A 15,212-nucleotide genomic window follows, 5' to 3' on the forward strand; every position below is an offset into this window, starting at 1 on the left:
GACCAGACAGCCGACCGGTGTCCCGGGCGGGACGCCGACCGGTCCGCGAACCAGAATTCCACCCAGGTTGGACGACGACGGGCGGCGTCCGTTGGAGCTCGAGAACGAATGCGCCGATATAGTCGCCAGCAAGAGCTACCGGGTCCACCAGAACCCCACCAGGCAGGAGATCGCCGACGCCCGGCTCCGCACCGGCGACTCCGGCAACCCGAACAAAGACCCGGACTACCTGATCGAGGGCCACGTGTTCGACTGCTATTCGCCCACGCTCGGCAAGCCGGTACGGGGCGTCTGGAGTGAGGTCCGCGCCAAGGTCGACAAGGAGCAGACCCAACGCGTGGTGCTGAACCTGCACGACTGGCACGGAGACCTCGCGGCCCTGCGGACACAGTTCGACACCTGGCCCGTCGAGAGGCTGAAAGAACTCGTCGCGGTAACCCCGAGCGGCGCGATCGTGCAGATCGTCCATCGAGACTGAGGAGAGGCGCAGAGATGGCTGTCGAGTTCAGGTTGACCCTCGCCGGTGACCTGCCCCTGGACCACGTGGCTGATCTCGTGGCAGCCGAACCCGCCGAGAAGCCCAGGCCGAGCGGCACCAACCCGCGGCTGTTCAGTGCCCGCCTCTACGACACCCGCGGGTACGCGCTGACCATCTCCTCAGGCAGCCAGGGCTACTTCGATGCCGAGGCCGACGACGGTGCCCGCTGGGAGTGGGAGCCGGAGACGTACGTCGACATCGACTTCTCCATGCGGGCAGACGACCTGGTCGACAAGGGCATCCCGAACATGATGCAGACCGTGGCCCGGGTGTTGGCCGCCCGGAAAGAGGACGCGGCGCTGGTCCAGAACGGAAACTGGCTCCTGCTGACCCGCACCGCGAGTGAACTCCGCAGACACCGGCATACCTGGTGGAGCCACTACGGCATAGACGACCCATCATCACCCAATGAGCCAGCCGAGCGCGGGTGACCCGCATGACGGACGACGCGGCTTCGACCCGTCGTCCGTGGGCGACATCGACGTCGTCTTCCTCGACCCGGCGGACCTGACTCGCGACAACGACGACCCGGCCGCCGCGCGGCTGGTCGCGACCTTTCCGGCATCTCCCGTGGGCGGCGGTGCCCAGCCGGGGGAGCGGCTAGCCCCACATGATCTTCGATGATGTGCGCGGTGTGTGCTCTCCAGCGGATGCCAATCGGGGTGAACCGGTACCAACGCGGGTCACCGCGGCCGACCGCCGGTCGCAAACCGGGGTTCGTGTGCTCGGGGTGTGCTCCTGGGCTGCGACAACGGCGGTCCGGGGAACGCGGGTGAACGTGGGCCACTCCCTGCCACCCCAGGTGAACCCCCAGGTCGCTAGACTAGGCCCTCGCGCCCCCGTAGCTCAGGGGATAGAGCATCGGTTTCCTAAACCGTGTGTCGCAGGTTCGAATCCTGCCGGGGGCACGTCACAGAACTGCAAACGCGAGACGCGACCGGTCAGTCACTGATCGCGGAAGCCGGTTTCGCGTTGGAGTAGACGATCGAGGATGCCCCGGCTCAGCGGCCAGGGCATCCTCGCGTTGCCTCATCGCGCGGATGCCGAACGCGCCTGGATCGCGGCATGAGAGTCCACCTCAGGTGAGCCGCTCGACCCGCGCCGAGCCGCAACCCGCCGCGCCCGCCCTCCGTCAACGCGGCTGGTGCCGCGGACGTCGCTATGCGCGGCGATCCGTTGGGTCGCGCAGGGTGACGGTGCCTGCGGGTTGACGGATCCGCCCACAGGCCCTGGCTCTGCAGCCATGGACGCACCAGCTTCCTGGGCTCGCTTTTCCCGCCCGCCTCCGTAGTTGCCTCCGCAGCCAGCCGGAACCCAGCGTGACTGTTGCGTCGACGAATGCAGAGCAAAGGGACCGATGGGGTGGGGGTCGTGCGGCTCGGACGGTAACGCTGTGCGATCTCTCCAGCGGTACGCCTGGGCGTCATCCGCCGCTGCCGTCACCCTTCGCCCTCGTGACCGTCACCTGCGGTCGCTACTCGCGGGCGGGCACCAGCAACGGGCGGCGCCGGGCGGAGCGATCACGAAACTATCCGCCAACGCTGGCTCGCGCTGCCGTCACACGTGTCGAAGCTGACCGGCTCACCGGGGCCGTGGGAGGCCAGGCACCCGCTCTTGTTCGCCCTGTGGAGCTGACGTTTGCCGGAGTCGTAGACCCACCCGTTCAGATTTCCGAAGTTGGCCGGCGACAGCATGCCGATCCCGTCGTAGCGGATGGTGAACTGCATGGACGGGAAAGACTTCACGACCATGATGTCGTCCGACTCGAATTCCCATCGCTGGCCGGGCTGGTTCCGCCAGGCGGCGGTCACCACCTTTGATCCGTGGTCCGTGCCGGTGGTGCTGAGAACGGTGCCGTCAAAACTCACGATCACCATGCTGTCGCGGTTGAACGGCCCCGAGGGTAGGCCCGTGGTGCGAGGCGTAGTTTTGGTCGGCGACGGGGCGCCCGAATCGTTCTTGGCCGGAGGCTCCCCGGCCGAAGGGCTGGTAGCCGCACCCGGGCCGCCGTCGGCTGCACCCGTCGGACCAGTCGGGCCGGGCGCATTGGGGGCATTAGGGGAATTGGTGGCATCGGGGGAATTGGTGGCATCGGGGGAATCGGCAGGACGGGCGCTCCCGCCAGCGGCCGGGGAGGAGGTGCCCACGGCGGCAAGATTGGCCGGTGGGTCGCCGGCCGAAGGCTCACGGGATGCCGCCCCACCATTGGCGAGATAGGTCCCCAGCGACACCGCCACCAGTACACCGGCCACCGTGCCGACAGCCGGTAGAAGCCATTTCCGGCGACGGGTGTCGGCCGGCGACATGACGTGGGTCGTCAGGTCCGGCAGCTTCGTCAACTTCGCGCCGACCGACTCCGGGGTGGTGTCTTGGCCGGGGTCGACGGCAGTGAACCCGTCTGGGCCAATCAACGCGGTGGCAGTCAGCGTCGGTGCGATGCCGGGCACTCTGACAGGGACGGTCAACGCGGCACCGACCTGGGAAAGAGTCTCCTCAAGGCTTGCGGGCAGCCAGCCTTGCCCGGCGGTTGCCGCGCTGCGTTCGACGTAGGCGGCGATGACCTCCTGCGGAGTGGGGCGCAGCTCCGGCTCTTTGTCCAGGCACCGGCTGATCAGCTCGCGGAGGCCCGGATCGGCGATCCCGTCGAGGTGGGGTTCGCCCTGCGTGATGCGGTAGACGAGTTCTGCGTTGCTGCCGGCCCGGAACGGGGCCGTCCCGGTGGCGGCGAAGGCGACAACCGAACCGAGCGCGAAGACATCCGTGGCCGGGGTGGACCGCTCCCCACGCAGCTGTTCCGGTGACATGTAGGACGGCGTTCCCATCAGCACGCCGGTCTGGGTGAGGTCGACCTCGCCGTCGGCCCGCGAGATGCCGAAGTCGATGACGCGGGGGCCATCGGCAGCGAGCAGCACGTTGCCGGGCTTGAGGTCCCGGTGGACGATGCCAGCGGCATGGATGGCTTTGAGCGCTTCGCACACCCCGGCGGCGAATCGCCACACGCCGGGCAACGGCAGCGTTCCGTGGCGCGCGACGGCGACGGCCAGATTCGGGCCCGGCACGAAGGCAGTCGCCAGCCAGGGCCGGACGGCGTCGGAGTCGTGGCTGAGCACGGGGGCGGTGAAGATGCCGCCGACCCGCCTGGCGATGGCCGCCTCACGCGCGAAGCGGGCCCGGAAGGCGGGATCGGTCGAGTACGGGTCCTTGACGACCTTTACCGCCACCGCCCGGCCGGCCTGGGTCACTCCGAGATAGACGGATCCCATGCCACCCTCGCCTATCCGGCTGAGCAACTGGATGTCGCCCACCACCACCGGATCGTCCGCGTTCAAAGGAAGGAACGTCAGCCCCAGCTCGGGCAGGGTTGGGATGATGTCACTCACTCGGCGCCCCCTCGTGGTCACCGGGATGCTACCGAGACCGAAGAACCGCATCGTGCAGGTGTCACTGACGAACGTGGCCCGACACGCGAGCGGGGCCAGCGCCCGGGTCGCGGTCAGCTACGCGGAGGAGGCCGGGTTGCGGGTCGTGGTCGAGTACACCGGATCGGATTCGCCCCGGCCGGTGCCGGGGGGTGGTGTCGGCATCTGCGGTATGCGGGAACGGGCGGTGGCCACCGGCGGCTCCCTGGTGGCCGGGCCGACTGCGGCGGGTGGTTCCGGGTCACCGCCCAGTGGCCGAGCGGGTGTACGGCGGCCCAGGAACGGTCCGAGCCGTGCGCGGAGGGGTCCGGGTGATCCGGGTCGTTCTCGCCGATGACCAGGTGCTGGTTCGGGCCGGTTTCCGAGCCCTGGTCCGGGCGGTCCGGGTGGTGGCCGCCGGTGAGGCCCTGCTGTCGCCCGGGGTCACCAGACGCCTGATCGCGGTGTACGTGGAAACCGCGCCGGTGGACGAGCCGGGCCCAGGCGACCGAGCGGGCCTGGGCCGCCCCGGTCCTGGTACTGCCTGCTGGCGGTCGGGGTGTCGCTGGCCCGTGCTGGGTCGGCGTGACGTGACGGCCTGCGCCGAGGGTCCCGGGCACCCGGCCGGTCAGGGTGCCCGGGTCAGCCGCGCTCGGCGGTGGGCAAGGTATTCGCGTTCGGCGGGGTCGTGGGTGAGGTCGATGGCGCTGTCGTACGCCGCCACCGCCTCCGGGTGGCGGCCGAGCCGTTCCAGCAGGTGGGCCCGGACGGCCTTGGCGGGCTGGAATCGTCGGGCCCGGTCGTCGGTCGGGTTCGTCAGTTCGTCCAGCCGGGTCAGCCCGGCCGCCGGGCCCTGCACCTCGGCGGTGGCTACGGCGTAGGCGACATCACCACCGAGCGAGGGTGCGACCGTGTGGAGTGCCCGGTGCAGGTCCAGCAGGGCCGGCCAGTCGGTGGTGCCGGTGTGCCGCCGGGCGCAGTGCACGGCCTGGACTGCGGCTTCGAGTTGGAAGCGTCCGAGTTGTCCACGGGCGTGGGCGGTGCGCAGGTGCTCGTGGGCCCGGTGGATCAGGTGATCGTTCCAGCGCGCCGGGTCCTGCTCGGCCAGTGGCACGAACCGCCCGTGGGCATCCAGGCGGGCGGGGAGGCGGGCGGCGGAGAGTTGGACCAGGGCGGCCAGCCCGTGGGTCTCGGGGTCCTCGGGCGCCACCGTGGTGAGCACCTCGGCCAGGTGCAGGGCCTCGGTGGGTACCGGGCGGGCCTGGGGGCTGGTGGTCGCCCAGTCGATGACGTACGCCCCGTAGATCGCTTCGAGGACGGCGGCCATCCGGCCGGGCAGGTCGGTGCGGTCCGGGATGCGGAAGGGGATGCGGGCGGCCTTGATCCGCCGCTTGGCTCGGACCAGGCGGGTGGCCATCGTCGAGGGGGGTATCGAGAAGGCCCTACCGATCTGGTCGGCCGTGAAGCCCAGCACGGTGTTGAGCATCAGGGGGGTGTGCGCGGCGCGTCCGATCGCCGGGTGGGCACAGACGAGCATCAGTTCCAGCCGCCGGTCGGGGATCGCCTCGGGGTCGAGGTCGTCGAGGTGTACGGGGGCGTCCCGCTCGATGTCGAGCGGGACGTTGCGCCGCCACTGCGCCGACTTCCACCGGTCCCGCAGCCGGTTACGTGCGACTGTCAGCAGCCACCCGTCGGGGTTGTCGGGTACGCCTCGTTCGGGCCAGGTCCGCAGGGCCCGCTCGAAGGCGTCGGCCAGGGCGTCCTCGGCCCAGACGATGTCGTTGGTCGAGGTGGACAGCAGGGCCAGCAGCCGTCCGTAGCTGTCGCGGGCCGCGACGGCCGCGGCTGCCCGCCCCGCCTCCCCGGTGGTCAACTCGTCCAGGCTCCGTCGACGAAGGCCGTCGCGGTGGGGCGTACCTCGATCGTCCCCCACTGCGCGGCCGGGCACTTCTCCGCCCAGCCGATCGCGGCATCCAGGTCGGGTACCTCGAGCAGGAACACCCCGGCCAGCGCCTCCCTGGTCTCGGCGAAGGGCCCGTCCTGCACCCGCAGGTCTCCGTCCTTGCGGGTGATGGTGGTCGTCGCCGCGGCGGGTTGCAGGATGTCGGCCGACAGCAGCACCCCGGCCGCGCGCAGCGCCCGACCGTACGCGTCGAAGGCCATCTTCGCCTCCGCGACGACCTCGTCGGAAAGCTCCCCCTCCCCCGGCTCGGGGTAATGAATCATCAGCGCGTAACGCATCGTGTTCTCCTTCGCCACCGTTGTGCCGCCGTAGGCGTCTACACCCGGATGACGATCGGCCCAGGCCGAATTCGCCACCCCTCGTCAGGTCATGCAACCCCGCAGGCGGCACCTGGCGTGACTAACTCGAATCGGGGATCGGAGGCATGGATGGGCGATCGCGACACGGCGTTCGCGGAGTACTTCGCGGCCAGGTCCAACGCTATGCGCAGCACCGCGTACCTGCTCTGCGGGGACTGGCACCGGGCGGAGGACCTGGTCCAGACCGCTTTCACCAGGCTGTACCTGGCCTGGCACCGGGTGTCCCGGCATGAGGTTCTCGACGCCTACCTGCGTCAGATCATCGTGCGTGCCTTCCTGGACGAGCGAAGACGGGGCTGGTGGCGGCGGGAGCAGGTGGACGGTGCTCATCCTGAGCGGCCGGCGCCCACCGAGGCGCCGGAGAACCGACTGGTGCTGCTCCAGGCCCTGGCCGCCGTACCGCCTCGCCAGCGGGCCGTGCTGGTCCTGCGCTACTGGGAGGACCTGCCGGTCGACGAGGTCGCCACCCTGCTGCGCTGCTCGCCCGGGACGGTCAAGAGTCAGGCCGCCCGCGGCCTGGACACCCTGCGCGGCCTCCTGTCACCCACGTACAGCGGCACCGAGAAAGGTCGATGATGGACGGACAGCAGTTGCGTGAGGCGTTGCGGGACGAGATGACCACTCTGACCTCGCCACCGCCGCTGGACACGCAGGCCATGCTGGGCACCGCCCGCCGGGCCCGTACCCGTCGCCGTACCTTGCAGGCTTGTGTGGGGTCGGCGGCGGCGGTCGTGGCCGTCGCCTTCTTCGGCACCTTCGCCAGCCCGGGTGTGGGCGGCGGGTGGAGCCCTGCGGCGCCCCTGTTCGGAGGCCCCTCCTCCGACGACGACACCGCCTCCCCCTGGCCTACCGGGCCGGACGGCCTGCCGCAGGAGGATCGCACCGCGAAGGCCGGCACCCGGTACGACCGGGGCGCCGAACTGCTCGACCAGCTCCGCGCCGTCGTGCCGGCCGGCTACACCGTGCCGCAGGCCCCGGAGGCCCCGTCCCACCAGGCGCAGTACGAACAGACCGTCAAGGGAGTGGACGTGTGGAGTTACACCTCCTCCCTTCCCCTGGCCAAGGGCGAGTGGACGGGCACCGTACTGGTCGAGGTGCACACCGCCGGCAATCAACTGGCTACCGATCCGTGCGCCCTGGCCCGCCAGTTCTGGGGCATGCAGGGCAACTGCGAACCGATGACGGTCGCCGGCGCACACGTGGGGGTGGTGGTCGGCCCCGGTGGGGATGACCGGTTCGACCAGTGGGCCGCCTACCGCCACCCGGACGGTGTGGTGGTCTTCGTCGCCCAGGCCATGAACCGTGGCAGCAACCAGCAGGGCGGCATCGAGTTGCCGTTCTCCGAGGCGGAACTGGCGGCCCTGGCCGTCGACGATCGGTTCCACCTGGAGTGAGGCGACACCCCTCAAGATCCGCCACCATATACCCCCACCGGGTATATGGTGGCGGGGAGGAGGGATGAGATGGCGCATGACGCACACCGTCCCGGCAGCGACCAGCACGGTGGACACGACAAGCACGCCGGCCACGATCCGGAGGCGTTCCGGCGCAAGTTCTGGCTGAGCCTGGTCCTGACCGTACCGATCGTGGTCACCAGCCACATGGTGATGGACTGGTTCGGCTACGAACTGGACTTTCCCGGGATCGGCCTGGTGGGGCCGGTGCTGGGCACGGTGGTGTTCGGGTACGGCGGATGGCCCTTCCTCCAGGGGGCGGTGCGGGAGATCCGGGACCGGGCCCCCGGCATGATGCTGTTGATCGCGATGGCGATCTCGGTCGCCTACCTGGCCTCCCTGGCCACCGCGGTCGGCGCGTTCGACCTGGACTTCTGGTGGGAACTGGCCGCCCTGGTCACCATCATGCTGCTCGGGCACTGGCAGGAGATGAAGGCGATCGGCCAGGCCCGGGGTGCCCTGTCCGCGCTGGCCGCGTTGTTGCCCGACGAGGCGGAACGGCTCGACCCGGAGGGTCGGGCCCAGCCGGTGTCGGTGGCCGACCTGCGGGTCGGGGACCTCCTGCTGGTACGGCCGGGTGGCCGGGTGCCGGCGGACGGTCAGGTCGTCGAGGGTCGGGCCGAGATGGACGAGTCGATGATCACCGGCGAGTCCCGGCCGGTGGCCCGGGCCCCCGGTGACCGGGTGGTGGCCGGCACGGTCGCCACGGACGCGGCCCTGCGGGTACGCGTCGAGGCGGTCGGCGACGACACCGCACTCGCCGGCATCCAGCGGCTGGTGGCGCAGGCCCAGCAGTCCAGTGGCCGGGCACAGGTGCTGGCCGACCGCTTCGCCGCCTGGCTGTTCTACCTGGCCACCGCCACCGCCCTGGTCACCCTGCTGGTGTGGACCCTGCTCGGCGACCCCAGCGAGGCGGTGGTGCGTACGGTCACCGTGCTGGTCATCGCCTGCCCGCACGCCCTCGGCCTGGCCATTCCCCTGGTGATCGCCCTGTCCACGGCGGTGGCCGCCAAGGGCGGCATCCTGGTCAAGGACCGACTGGCCCTGGAGCGGATGCGCACCATCGACACGGTGCTGTTCGACAAGACCGGCACCCTGACCCGGGGCGCCCACACCCTCACCGGTGTAGCCGCCACCGCCGACCCACCGAGCCAGGACGACACCGGGCAGGAGACCCCCGGGCAGCGGGAGGTGCTGGCCCTCGCGGCGGCCGTGGAGGCCGACAGCGAGCATCCGCTGGCCCGGGCGATCGTCTCCGCCGCCCAGGCCCAGGGGCTCCGGCGTACGGCCACCGGCTTCCGGTCGCTGACCGGCCGGGGCGTACGCGCCGAGGTCGAGGGGGTCGGGTACGCCGTAGGCGGGCCAGCCCTGTTGCGGGAGTTCGAGGTGACCCTCCCCGAGGCGCTGACCGGGCGGCAGGAGCAGTGGTCCCGACGGGGCGCCGCCGTCCTGTACCTGCTGCGGCTGGACGACCATCGGGCGCAGGTGCTCGGTGCCCTGGCCCTGGAGGACGAGGTGCGGCCGGAGGCCCGGCAGGCCATCGCCGACCTGCGCGGGCAGGGGATCCGGAAGATCGTCATGATCACCGGGGACGCCCGTCCGGTGGCCGAGGCGGTCGCCGCCGACCTGGGGTTCCGGGCCGGTGAGGACGAGGTGTTCGCGGAGGTGCTGCCGGCGGACAAGGACGACACGGTGGCCGACCTGCAACGCCGGGGCCTGCGGGTGGCGATGGTGGGTGACGGCGTCAACGACGCTCCGGCGCTGGCCCGCGCGAACGTCGGCATCGCGATCGGGGCCGGCACCGATGTGGCGATCGAGTCCGCTGGGGTGGTGCTGGCCTCCTCCGACCCGCGCGGGGTGACCGGGGTGATCCGGCTGTCGCAGGCCGCGTACCGGAAGATGATCCAGAATCTGGCCTGGGCGGCGGGTTACAACGTGGTCGCGTTGCCACTGGCCGCCGGGGTGCTGGCCTGGGCCGGGGTGGCGCTGAGCCCGGCGGTCGCGGCGGTGTTGATGTCGGCCTCGACGATCGTGGTGGCCCTCAACGCCCAGTTGCTGCGCCGGGTCCGGCTACGCCCACAGTAGGTCAGCCTTTGACGGGGTAGGCCCGGGTCTCGGCGGCCTGCACCGCAGCCCAGACCGGTTGGCCCGGGGCCGGTTTCAGGTGGGCGGCGGCGGCCGGGGTGACGTCGGCGGCCACCTCGATCGGGCCGGTCAGTTGGATCCGCAGGTTGTCGCCGTGCCGCTGGATGCCGGTGATGGTCGCCGGCCAGGTGTTGCGCGGGCTGCCGTCCGGCCGGTGCGGGTACAGCGCGACCGCCGCCGGGGCGAAGGCCACGAAGACCTCCCCGTCGTACGGGTCGCCGGTGGTCAGGACCTGCCCCTCGGCTAGCCGGACCTGACGGCCGGTGGCGTGTCCCCGGTAGAGGTTCAGCCCCACCAGGCGGGCCACGTAGTCGGTACGGGGTTCGGCCGTGATGGTGGCGGCATCCCCCTGCTGGACCACCCGGCCGTCCTCGATGATCACCAGCCGGTCGGCGAGCACCAGGGCGTCCAGCGGATCGTGGGTGACCAGCAGGGTGGCTCCGGGGTGGGCGGCCAGATGCTGGTGCAACTGGGCTCGGGTGTCGAGTCGGGTGCGGGCGTCCAGGGCGGCCAACGGCTCGTCGAGCAGCAGCAGCGCCGGCTCGACGGCCAGGGCACGGGCCAACGCGACCCGCTGGGCCTGACCACCGGAGAGCTGGCGGGGCTTACGTCGGGCCTGCTCGGTCAGGCCCATCCGGGCCAGCCAACCGGCCGCCCGCTGCCGGGCCTGCCGCCGGTCCAGGCCGTGCCGGCGGGGGCCGAAGGCCACATTGTCCAGCGCGCTGAGGTGAGGAAAGAGCAGGTAGTTCTGGAAGACCACCCCGATCGGCCGCCGCTCGGTGGGAACCCAGGCCCGGCACCCGGGACGGTCCAGGTCCCGACCGGCGAGGGTCAGGTGCCCGGCGGAGAGGGGATGCAGACCGGCCAGGGCCCGCAGGGCGGTGGTCTTGCCGGCGCCGTTGGGCCCGAGCAGGGCCACCACCTCCCCGGCGGCGATGGTCAGCGGCAGGTCCAGGCGGAAGCCGCCCCGGTCGACCACCAGATGCGCGTCCAGAAGCCGGGTCATGGCGTGCCCACCCACCGATCCCGCAGGCTGGCCAGGATCACCACGGAGACGGTGAGCAGGATGAGGCTGAGCACGATGGCCGCCTCCAGGTCGGTCTCCAGGGCCAGGTAGACGGCCACCGGCATGGTCTGGGTACGCCCGGGATAGTTGCCCGCGAAGGTGATGGTGGCCCCGAACTCGCCGAGCGCGCGGGCCCAGCCCAACACCGCCCCGGCGGCCACCCCCGGTGCGATCATCGGCAGGGTGACCTGGGTGAAGGTGGTCCACCGCCCGGCCCCCAGGGTGGCGGCGGCCTCCTCGTACCGGGTGTCGGCGCCCCGCAGCGCCCCCTCCACCGCGATGATCAGGAAGGGCATGGCGACGAAGGCCTGCGCCATGACGACCGCGGTGGTGGTGAACGGCAGGGTGACCCCGAAGGTCTCGTCCAGCCAGGAGCCGAGGAGTCCGCGACGGCCGAAGACCAGCAGCAACGCCACCCCGCCGACCACCGGTGGCAGCACCAGCGGAACGGTGACCAGGGCGCGTACCAGCCGGCGACCGGGGAACGGCACCCGGGCCAGCAGCCAGGCCAGGGGCACCCCGAGGACCAGGCAGAGCAGGGTGGCCAGGGTGGCGGTCTGCACCGACAGCCGCAGCGCGGTGAGCACCCCCGGTTCGGTGAGCCGCTGCGGCAGGGTGCCCCAGGGGGTACGGACCAGCAGCCCGACCAGGGGCAGCAGGAGGAACAGCAGGCCGATCGTGGCCGGTACCAGCAGGGCGACCGGAACCCGGCGGGTGTGGGATCGACGCACCGGCTACGGCACCTGGAATCCGGCGGCGACGAGCACCGCGCGACCCGCCTCGGAGCGAAGATGTTCGACGAAGGCGCGGGCGGCGGCCGGGTTGGCGGCGTCGGTCAACACCACGACCGGGTAGTCGTTGATCGCCCCGGCCGACTCCGGGAACTCGACCCCCTCGACCTCGGCGGCGGCTCGGGCGTCCGTGCGGTAGACCAGGGCGGCGTCGACCTCACCCAGCCGTACCTGGGCCAGGGCCGCCTTGACGTCCTGGGTCAGGGTGACCGGGGTCAGGGCCACCCCGGCGGCCGCCAGCGCCGCGCGGGCCGCCGCCCCGCAGGGCACCTGCTCGGCACAGAGGGCCACCTTCCGGTCCGGCCCGGTGAGATCGCGCAGGCTGGTCACCCCGTCCGGGTTCCCCTTCGGTACGGCGATGACAAGCTGATTGCGTACGAAGGTGACCGGCTCATCGGCGGCGTTGCCGGCCTCGACGACGGTGGCCATGGGGGCCGGCGCGGCGGCGGCGAAGACATCGGCCGGGGCACCCTGGTTGATCTGGGCGGCAAGGCCGGAGCTACCGGCGAAGCTGAAAATCACCTTCACCCCTCGGGCGGCCTCGAAGTCCTGGCCGATGCGGGTGAACGACTCCGTCAGCGAGGCGGCCGCGAACACGGTCAACTCGCCGCCGGTCCCGTCGCCGGCCACCGGTGGTTCGGCTCGGTCGTCGGCGCAGCCGGTCACGAGCAGTACGGCGAGCACCCCGACGGCGGCCAGAGTGGTACGCAGCCGGATGCAGGTCTTTGCGGTGCTGACGACGGTCGCGCTGGCCGCGAGCCGAAGGGTTGGTCGGCGGGCGAGCCAGTCCACGAGCGCGGTCACCTAGCTATCTTGACGGGCCCTCTCCGAGGGCTACCCGCCCCACCCGTCCTCGGGAGCCATCTCCAGGGGCGTCAAGGGTCAACGCGGAGCGTGAGTACCTGCAGGTCAGTCCTCGTCGGTTGGGGTGGGGCGGTTCTCGGCGATCCAGGCCCGCACGGCCTTGCCATCCCAGACGCGGCCCATCTTCAACGTGACGACCGGGTCAGGGAATCCCTTGCGGCCCACAATGATCGTGGCGCGCTGCTTGCTGATCCCGCCAAGCAGATCACGGATCTCATCCAGTCCGAGCAGATCCACGACCTGACGCTATGACCCCTGGGGCTTGCTCTTGAGGGAACTGCATCAGGCAACCCCCTTGGGGGTTGCCTTCGTGCAACCCTTCGTGATGCCATCGGGTTGGTCCGAGCAGCGCCTCTCGGGTCGCGGCGGGGCGCTCTGTGTTCTGGCCGTTGCTCAGGCGTCGAAGTTGCCCGCCTTGATGCCCTGCACGAAGCCGGCCCACTGGTCGGCGTTGAAGGACAGCATCGACCCCTGTCGGTCCTTGCTGTCGCGGACCATGACGGCCTGGGGCGGTATGGCGACCTCGACGCAGTTGCCGCTTGAGCCGGACCTGCTGCTCTTGCGCCAAGTGACGCGAGTCAGGTCCATCCCGTGCCCTCCTAGGTGAGGTCTGCCGCAATCGCACGCAGCGTATCTCGCGTGGGCTTGGGTGCCAGCGCAAGGGCTTGCAGTTGCTCGTGGGCCGCAGCGTACGCGGCAACCTCGCCGGGCCGCTCCAGGTAGAGCGCTCCGGTCAGGGGTGTCGACATACACCCCAGGGCTAGTCGGCGTGCTGGTGCGGGCGGTTCTGCTTGATCCATTTCTCGACCGCGTCCCGGTCCCAGATCCGCATCCGGCCGTTGCCGACCACGTCGACCGGCTCGGGGAAGCCGGGACGCTTGACGATCTCCGTTGTCCGCGTGCGCGAGACACCACCGAGCATCTCGGCAATATCGGCCAGCGCGGCAAGTCTCACGACGCGACCGTAGGCAGGCCGGGGGTTGCCACTTCGACACTTGCCTACTTGACGGTGCCGAAGTGGTAAGTGATGCTGATGAGGTCACCGGGCGCCGGAAGGTTGATCACAGGATGTGTGAGTTCGTCTCACTTGAGCTATTTGCATCACATCCTCGATGGGATTCGGTCGATCTATCCGTTCGAACGGTCCGGCGATCGAGCGATGGAGTGATGACCGATGACCGAGACGCAGGCCGTCGAGGCCCCGGCGCAGGCCGAGGCCCCCACCGAAACCCGCAGCAACCTGGGCGTCCGCCAGCGGCGGGAGGCCCCCTGGTCAGTCGGACCGCGCTGGCCGAGCTGACCGGCTACACCTCGGCCGCCATCTGGCGGTGCGAGGACGGTCGCCCGAAGCCGAGGAACGACGCCGACACCACGACCACCGAGGCCGAGCAGGCCGCGCCGGTCGAGCAGCACGAGCAGGCCACCGAAGCCGACAACTGATCAAGCGATGGCGGTCCGGGACTGGAGATGAGCCCTCCGGTCCCGGACCTAGATCCACTGCGAAGGAGTGGACCCATGAGCAACCGTATGTTGCATCCGAGGTGGTGCGCGCCAGGGTGTCAGGTCAACGCAGACCATCCGGCACGATCGCACGTCTCGCGTCCGATCATGATCTCCGCCGACGGCCAGGAGGTCATCAACCTCCGGCTGGTGCTGAGCATGGCGCACACACCGATGGGTGCGCCGCTGCTGGTGATGCTGGAGACCTATGACACCGACCCGGAGGCCAGGCAGCCGGCCGGGGCGTTCCCGCTGTCGATCCGGCAGGCGGGCAACCTGTCTCGCGGGATAACCGGACTGCTGCGGCTCGCCCGGCACACCACTTGGTGCGACCAGCTGCCGGGCGCGAATGCACCGCTGTTCACGAATCTGGTCCAAGCTCAGCGAGGACTGTCCGACGAGGAGATCGCGCAGTTCCTTTCGACGGGTCGGATGCCCGACCTGTCCGAGTCGCCGGAGGACGACCAGTGAACCTGCAATCGCCGTACCGGATCGATGATCCCGGATCCGTGAACGGTCCGAGCGTCGTGCACGTCGCCCGCCGGACCAGCGGCAAGGCGGTTGCCAGCATGGTCATCGGGATCATCGGTGCGCTGGGTGTCTCCTGCATCTTCGGCATCCCGAGCTTCATCGAACGCTGCCACCGGTGCTACCCGGACGGCTGGTGCCCTCGCGTCGCGGTCTCGCGTGCCTGGGTCTTGGCCTGGCTCAGGGTCAGGCATCTGCGGTGATCACGCTCCGAGCCGGTGACCTGTTGCAGGTGACCCGATCTGCCAGCGTGCAGTTCCACAAGCCGATCCTGTTCCGGGTCATCCGCGTGCTGGACTGGGTTACCTATGACGGGTGGATCTGGCTGGACGGCTACCAGCTCAACGCGAAGGGCGATGCGGTGGCTCGACGGTCGATCTTCGTTCAGCCGGCGGGGTTGGTCATCCAACGACAGACCGCCCCCGTGTCCCAGAGGCGGTCGAGATCGCCCAAGGTGTCGGTACGGATCAGCTCATGATCCTCGGTCCCGTCGTGGTGTCCTTGCGGACTCGTGACCGGGCGACCTTGGCGAGCGCGGTGTGGTCCGCGTCCACCTGCCCCAAGAGTTGCGGAGTCGCTGGAACTAGTAGGTGATCACGAGCGACC

At 70.6% G+C, this 15,212-nt stretch carries 19 protein-coding genes and 1 tRNA gene; 11 read left to right on the forward strand and 9 right to left on the reverse strand.

The features are described 5' to 3' along the window. Positions 1 to 67: 67 nt before the first annotated feature. The 4 genes from OIE53_RS20175 to OIE53_RS20190 all read left to right on the forward strand — a co-directional run bounded on the left by OIE53_RS20175 (position 68) and on the right by OIE53_RS20190 (position 1,446). Positions 68 to 478 carry a hypothetical protein gene (locus OIE53_RS20175; protein ID WP_018792249.1) on the forward strand — a complete coding sequence of 137 codons (411 nt, stop codon included), beginning with the start codon at positions 68 to 70 and terminating at the stop codon, positions 476 to 478. A gap of 14 nt (positions 479 to 492) precedes the next feature. After that, positions 493 to 969: a SitI3 family protein gene (locus tag OIE53_RS20180; RefSeq protein WP_327023093.1), complete on the forward strand. Its 477-nt coding sequence runs from the start codon at positions 493 to 495 to the stop codon at positions 967 to 969. Next, a complete protein-coding gene (locus OIE53_RS20185) occupies positions 947 to 1,162 on the forward strand; it encodes a hypothetical protein (RefSeq protein ID WP_327023094.1) in 216 nt (71 codons plus the stop codon). The genes OIE53_RS20180 and OIE53_RS20185 overlap by 23 nt, the downstream gene beginning before the upstream one ends. Positions 1,163 to 1,373: 211 nt before the next feature. Beyond that, a tRNA-Arg gene (locus OIE53_RS20190) sits at positions 1,374 to 1,446 on the forward strand. 612 nt (positions 1,447 to 2,058) lie between these two features. Here the strand turns inward: OIE53_RS20190 and OIE53_RS20195 are convergent. The 3 genes from OIE53_RS20195 to OIE53_RS20210 all read right to left on the reverse strand — a co-directional run bounded on the left by OIE53_RS20195 (position 2,059) and on the right by OIE53_RS20210 (position 6,177). Next, complete coding sequence (locus OIE53_RS20195) at positions 2,059 to 3,918, reverse strand: serine/threonine protein kinase (RefSeq protein WP_327023095.1); 1,860 nt, start codon at positions 3,916 to 3,918, stop codon at positions 2,059 to 2,061. Between the two features lie 646 nt (positions 3,919 to 4,564). Beyond that, positions 4,565 to 5,809, reverse strand: coding sequence for an RNA polymerase sigma factor (locus OIE53_RS20205; protein ID WP_327023096.1), 1,245 nt, complete (start codon positions 5,807 to 5,809; stop codon positions 4,565 to 4,567). Then, complete coding sequence (locus OIE53_RS20210; protein WP_327023097.1) at positions 5,806 to 6,177, reverse strand: YciI family protein; 372 nt, start codon at positions 6,175 to 6,177, stop codon at positions 5,806 to 5,808. The genes OIE53_RS20205 and OIE53_RS20210 overlap by 4 nt, the downstream gene beginning before the upstream one ends. Positions 6,178 to 6,327: 150 nt before the next feature. Between OIE53_RS20210 and OIE53_RS20215 the strand changes: the two genes are divergently transcribed. The 3 genes from OIE53_RS20215 to OIE53_RS20225 all read left to right on the forward strand — a co-directional run bounded on the left by OIE53_RS20215 (position 6,328) and on the right by OIE53_RS20225 (position 9,797). Then, positions 6,328 to 6,834, forward strand: coding sequence for a SigE family RNA polymerase sigma factor (locus OIE53_RS20215; RefSeq protein ID WP_327023099.1), 507 nt, complete (start codon positions 6,328 to 6,330; stop codon positions 6,832 to 6,834). Beyond that, positions 6,831 to 7,652, forward strand: a complete 822-nt coding sequence (locus OIE53_RS20220; RefSeq protein ID WP_327023100.1) for a hypothetical protein — start codon at positions 6,831 to 6,833, stop codon at positions 7,650 to 7,652. Before OIE53_RS20215 ends, OIE53_RS20220 begins: the two co-directional genes overlap by 4 nt. Positions 7,653 to 7,721: 69 nt before the next feature. Continuing rightward, positions 7,722 to 9,797 carry a heavy metal translocating P-type ATPase gene (locus OIE53_RS20225; RefSeq protein ID WP_327023101.1) on the forward strand — a complete coding sequence of 692 codons (2,076 nt, stop codon included), beginning with the start codon at positions 7,722 to 7,724 and terminating at the stop codon, positions 9,795 to 9,797. A gap of 1 nt (position 9,798) precedes the next feature. Here the strand turns inward: OIE53_RS20225 and OIE53_RS20230 are convergent, their stop codons facing one another. From OIE53_RS20230 to OIE53_RS20255, 6 genes are all read right to left on the reverse strand, one after another. Further along, a complete protein-coding gene (locus OIE53_RS20230) occupies positions 9,799 to 10,863 on the reverse strand; it encodes an ABC transporter ATP-binding protein (protein WP_327023102.1) in 1,065 nt (354 codons plus the stop codon). After that, positions 10,860 to 11,654, reverse strand: coding sequence for an ABC transporter permease (locus tag OIE53_RS20235; protein ID WP_327023103.1), 795 nt, complete (start codon positions 11,652 to 11,654; stop codon positions 10,860 to 10,862). Before OIE53_RS20235 ends, OIE53_RS20230 begins: the two co-directional genes overlap by 4 nt. 3 nt (positions 11,655 to 11,657) lie before the next feature. Next, positions 11,658 to 12,431 carry a molybdate ABC transporter substrate-binding protein gene (gene modA, locus OIE53_RS20240; protein ID WP_393341136.1) on the reverse strand — a complete coding sequence of 258 codons (774 nt, stop codon included), beginning with the start codon at positions 12,429 to 12,431 and terminating at the stop codon, positions 11,658 to 11,660. Between the two features lie 192 nt (positions 12,432 to 12,623). After that, positions 12,624 to 12,815 (reverse strand): hypothetical protein, encoded by a 192-nt coding sequence (locus OIE53_RS20245; RefSeq protein ID WP_013731172.1) that lies wholly within the window; start codon positions 12,813 to 12,815, stop codon positions 12,624 to 12,626. A 156-nt stretch (positions 12,816 to 12,971) separates the two neighbouring features. Beyond that, positions 12,972 to 13,166: a DUF397 domain-containing protein gene (locus tag OIE53_RS20250; RefSeq protein ID WP_327023104.1), complete on the reverse strand. Its 195-nt coding sequence runs from the start codon at positions 13,164 to 13,166 to the stop codon at positions 12,972 to 12,974. 172 nt (positions 13,167 to 13,338) lie between these two features. Then, positions 13,339 to 13,533, reverse strand: a complete 195-nt coding sequence (locus OIE53_RS20255; protein ID WP_327023105.1) for a helix-turn-helix transcriptional regulator — start codon at positions 13,531 to 13,533, stop codon at positions 13,339 to 13,341. 212 nt (positions 13,534 to 13,745) lie between these two features. Between OIE53_RS20255 and OIE53_RS20260 the strand changes: the two genes are divergently transcribed. The 4 genes from OIE53_RS20260 to OIE53_RS20275 all read left to right on the forward strand — a co-directional run bounded on the left by OIE53_RS20260 (position 13,746) and on the right by OIE53_RS20275 (position 15,084). Continuing rightward, positions 13,746 to 14,018 (forward strand): hypothetical protein, encoded by a 273-nt coding sequence (locus tag OIE53_RS20260; RefSeq protein WP_327023106.1) that lies wholly within the window; start codon positions 13,746 to 13,748, stop codon positions 14,016 to 14,018. Between the two features lie 168 nt (positions 14,019 to 14,186). Continuing rightward, positions 14,187 to 14,549, forward strand: coding sequence for a hypothetical protein (locus OIE53_RS20265; RefSeq protein WP_327023107.1), 363 nt, complete (start codon positions 14,187 to 14,189; stop codon positions 14,547 to 14,549). A gap of 38 nt (positions 14,550 to 14,587) precedes the next feature. Then, positions 14,588 to 14,809, forward strand: a complete 222-nt coding sequence (locus tag OIE53_RS20270) for a hypothetical protein (protein ID WP_327023108.1) — start codon at positions 14,588 to 14,590, stop codon at positions 14,807 to 14,809. After that, positions 14,809 to 15,084, forward strand: coding sequence for a hypothetical protein (locus tag OIE53_RS20275; RefSeq protein WP_327027296.1), 276 nt, complete (start codon positions 14,809 to 14,811; stop codon positions 15,082 to 15,084). Before OIE53_RS20270 ends, OIE53_RS20275 begins: the two co-directional genes overlap by 1 nt. Positions 15,085 to 15,212 lie beyond the last annotated feature (128 nt).

Source organism: Micromonospora sp. NBC_01739, assembly GCF_035920385.1.
In the GTDB taxonomy this organism is placed as follows: Bacteria; Actinomycetota; Actinomycetes; order Mycobacteriales; family Micromonosporaceae; genus Micromonospora.